The sequence below is a fragment of the candidate division KSB1 bacterium genome (assembly GCA_022562085.1).
Lineage (GTDB): Bacteria > Zhuqueibacterota > Zhuqueibacteria > Oceanimicrobiales > Oceanimicrobiaceae > Oceanimicrobium.
The window spans coordinates 1-3,940 of the sequence record JADFPY010000394.1; the positions used below are offsets into that span (position 1 = coordinate 1).

Consider the following 3,940-nt stretch of genomic DNA (forward strand, 5'->3'; position numbering starts at 1 on the left):
AAAAGAAATCTAGCCATTTGGACGTGCGCCGTACTGCTTCTGGCATCAATGCTATTTGTAGCAATCTTTTTCTGGCCATTTTCCGAGAAAACAAATGCTCATGCTTCCATTGCCGTTCTGCCGTTTGTTGACATGAGTCGAGAAAAGGATCAAGAGTACTTCTGTGATGGCATGACCGAAGAGTTACTCACCAAGCTGTCGAAATTAAGTGATCTAAAAGTGATCGCCAGAACCTCTGTGATGCGTTACAAAAATACTGACAAAAGTATAAAAGAGATTGGCGATGCCCTGGGTGTTTCAACTATCCTGGAAGGCAGTATTCGCAAAGAGGGGGACAATATCCGCGTTGCGACTAAACTGATCAACGTGGAAGACGAATCACCCATATGGTCTGAGGACTACAATAGAAAAATGACCGGCATATTTGAGTTGCAATCCGAGGTCGCCGGTGCTATTGCCGATGCATTACAATTAAAACTTACACTTAGTGGGATCGCAGAGTTTAAAGCAGCCCAGCCCAAGAATGTGGAGGCGTACGAATATTACCTGAAAGGGATGTATCAGTTAAATAGAAGATATATTATTTCCGAACTTGAGAGAGCTGTACAAAACGCATTAGACATGTTTAATAAAGCCATTGAAATTGACTCGAGTTACGCGCTGGCATATGTGGGTCGTGGCAGAGCCTACCGCTATAAAGGTGAGACCAGCGGCTTTCAGGACGAGGCTGTATTCGCGCTGATGAAAGAGAATTATGAACTTGCCTTGCAGTTAGATCCCAATTCTGCCGAAGCACATGCTGGTGTCGGCATTGTGTACGCTATAAAAAGTGACTTCGACAATGCCTATCAGAGCCTCAAAAAGAGCATGACGCTGAATCCAAACGTCACAGAGATTAACTTTGATGCGGCAATGTTACTCAGAAGCAGAGGTTTGTTTCAGCATAGCATGAGATGTTTAGCGAAAGCGAAAGAGCTGGATCCTTTCTGGGTGGCAACCTATACCAATTTAGCGCAAGATCTTATACATATCGGTCAGTATGATGAGGTTCCTCTTCTTCTGGAAAAAGCAAAAGAACTTGAGCCGGAATTCGTTCCGATTCACGGCATGGAGGCTCAACTTGCAATCATTTTGAAAAAATATGATGAAGCTGAGGATATCATTGCTCAGGCAGATAGAATCCATCCCGGCAGGATTGCTCTGGAGAAAGCACTATTGTTTGCTGCCAGAGGTGAGAAAGAAAAAGCGCTCGCTTTCAGTTCCCACCCTTGGTTTTTTATGGTTGTTGGAGAGGTGTACGCACTGTTAGGTATGAAAGATGAAGCCATTGAAGAGATAATTAAGGCAACTAATCAAGGTCGAAGTCACTACTACTACTTAAATTTGATAAGTAATCCCTTATTACGCAACCTGGAAGGTGAACCGAGATTTCTAAAGTTTGTGCAAGAACAAAAGAGTAAACATAAAGAATATTTACAGCAGTACGGGGATTTGGTGGCAGGATAGTGAAGATAAATTTTGTTAAATTGTGATTTTTAGACGCTTGATATAAACCAGGGTATAACACCGGTTTGCACTGGATTACGGCGCACATACGTAAATTCTGAGTTTCGTGAATTATCAAAGTTATTTGCTACAAGCATGTTTTTGTGCTCTTAAATCCCGCAACCAGTGAAACCAATAGTTATCCTCCCAAGAATGATTGTTGCCGATTGTCCATGAATCGCGTTGCCCCGATATTGGGTCAAGGGAGGTTATATCTTCTGTGACCGGGATTCGGTATGTTCCACCTGATTTGACTGTGGTCAATGGTTCGTCGGAATTACTGCAAGAGAGGATGAGGTGCAACAACTAAAACAACTGCTGCTGTTTTAGACACACCATTCAAACGGGTCGGCTCAACGCTGTGGTTAATTCTCCGTAAGAAAAATTTTGAGTACCTGGCCTGGCCTGATGATGTCGGGATCTTCGATAGTATCCTGATTCGCCAAGAAAATATCTTTGAATTTCATCGGATCCCCGTAAAATTTTCTGGCAATTTTATAGAGCCAGTCTCCCTTTTTCACCCTGTAAAAGACAGGCGTCCCTCTTGGAATCGTAATCAACAGCTTCTGACCTGGCTCAATTTTATCCGGATTATTAATGAGAAGGGGATTGTCTTCTATAATTTTTGCATAGGCCATGGGATCCCCGTAAAAAATTTCGGCAATTTTAGACAGCCAGTCATTAGGCTGCACTGTATAAACCACAGTTTCCCTTGTTCTATCCGGCCCAGGCGGAATATCCTCCTCCGGGGTCATCGCATTTTCTTCCACTTTGTGAGCCTGTTCTTGCTCCATTAATGACTGCAAAGTTTGCATATTCAATTCCTGATCAGTCGATTCAACAATGCCCTCTGTTTCTTCTTCACCATTGGTCTTGGCAACTTCAACATACAAAGAGTCGAATTCAGGAAAATCCTCAGTCATGAACGGTTCCCCCTGGTTTGAGTGACGATCAAAGTGATAAATAAAGCCCAGACCCAGGTTGAGATAACCATCTTTGCGAGCGCCTTCGAGCCCGCCATCGAAACCATCGCCGCTGGTATACCGAAAATCAGCCGTAACGTTGACAGCTAGAAAATCTGAAGCGAAAAATTCCGTGCCTGCGCCTAAAGCTACGTAACCATCCCAGAAACTAAAGCTGGCAAGGGGGCTGACTTCAAAAAGATACTTGAATTTGCCAAAGTTAAGAGCGCCAATTCCAAAGTAGACGTAAGGTTGGTAAATTTGAGATGTAAGAAACGTATAGCCTGCTTTGGCACCAAGATTTAGCATATCGGTATGCAGGGAGGTGCCATTGGTTTGGGTCGAAAGTCTAAGAAATCCCAATTCAGACTCTAAGAAAAGGGCAGGTTTTAAGCGATACCGCAGAAGTAAATTCCCGCCGCTTAGCCCTAAACTACCACTTCGTGTATCGCCATAAAGTTTATGCGCGTTTATGTTAAATCCCAGTCCGAGTTTATCTTTTATTCCGCCAGACAAGTGACTCACAGTCATTGCGGCGACCAGAAAAATAAATATCGAAAGCCGTTTCATAACGTAACCTCATTTTAAGTAAACAACCTTCATTTTGGCGCTATTGATTATCGCCAGCGATGTTTGAATACTTAACATCAAGACTATATTATGAATGAATCTTAAAAAGACAATCTTGCAGGAGGGGGTGAAGCTTGCCGCTTTGGTTTGCTATGTTTTCAAATATCTGACTCTGTACCTCAAGTATTGAGTCATCAAAGATTTTGAATTTCCTATAACTCTTAATAGTGGAGCTTGAAGGTTAGCATCTCGTTATCCTCCATTAATCCCTTATTGAATTTATCAAAAATTCTTCAGATGTAAAGCCATGGCGTGCTTCATAGACGTTCAGGCGTTTCGCTAAATGAACAATTGCATCCACTGGCAAGTCGTAACTTATGGTGTGCTTTTGCATAAATTACCTTGCAGGGTTGATACTTTTAAAAAATATACTATATTTTTTAAAATATGCGAGCTGTTAAGGAATCATATTTTGGGGGTGAGAACTAAATGATCGGCAAAACCATCTCCCACTACACCCCGTGAGATAAAGAACAGAAGAAGCGGTTCATCGAAAAATGACCGGAGAAAATTGTCTGGTGTCGAAGTCAATAAAAAAACTATCTAACGGGGTAAAAATCACTGAAAGGCGCATTGAAAGGAATCTGAAATGAATCGCACTTTAAAACGTTTTTTTGTTATCTTTAGCGTGGTAATGACAGGTTGTTCCAGTGACTTCCCTGTAACAGCAGACCTGGTACTCATAAATGCTAAAATCTGGACGGTTGACAAAACCACGCCCCAGGCGGAGGCGGTTGCGATATGGCAAGAGAAAATTCTGGCAGTCGGCGGTACAGCCGAACTTAGAAGTCTTATTGGTCCTG

The 3,940-nt window shown here is 42.5% G+C and carries 3 protein-coding genes; 2 read left to right on the forward strand and 1 reads right to left on the reverse strand.

Annotation, left to right across the window (positions count from 1 at the left end; genetic code table 11):
* The first annotated feature begins 48 nt into the window (after positions 1-48).
* The gene (locus IH879_21030) at positions 49-1,506 is read left to right on the forward strand and encodes a hypothetical protein (GenBank protein ID MCH7677412.1); all 1,458 of its coding nucleotides are present in this window, start codon (positions 49-51) and stop codon (positions 1,504-1,506) included.
* A 404-nt stretch (positions 1,507-1,910) separates the two neighbouring features.
* Here the strand turns inward: IH879_21030 and IH879_21035 are convergent, their stop codons facing one another.
* Entirely contained in the window at positions 1,911-3,077 is a 1,167-nt protein-coding gene (locus tag IH879_21035) for a LysM peptidoglycan-binding domain-containing protein (protein ID MCH7677413.1), read from the reverse strand.
* A gap of 649 nt (positions 3,078-3,726) precedes the next feature.
* Here IH879_21035 and IH879_21040 point away from each other — a divergent pair.
* Positions 3,727-3,940, forward strand: a 214-nt coding sequence (locus IH879_21040; protein ID MCH7677414.1) for a hypothetical protein, incomplete at its 3' end; no start/stop codon positions are given.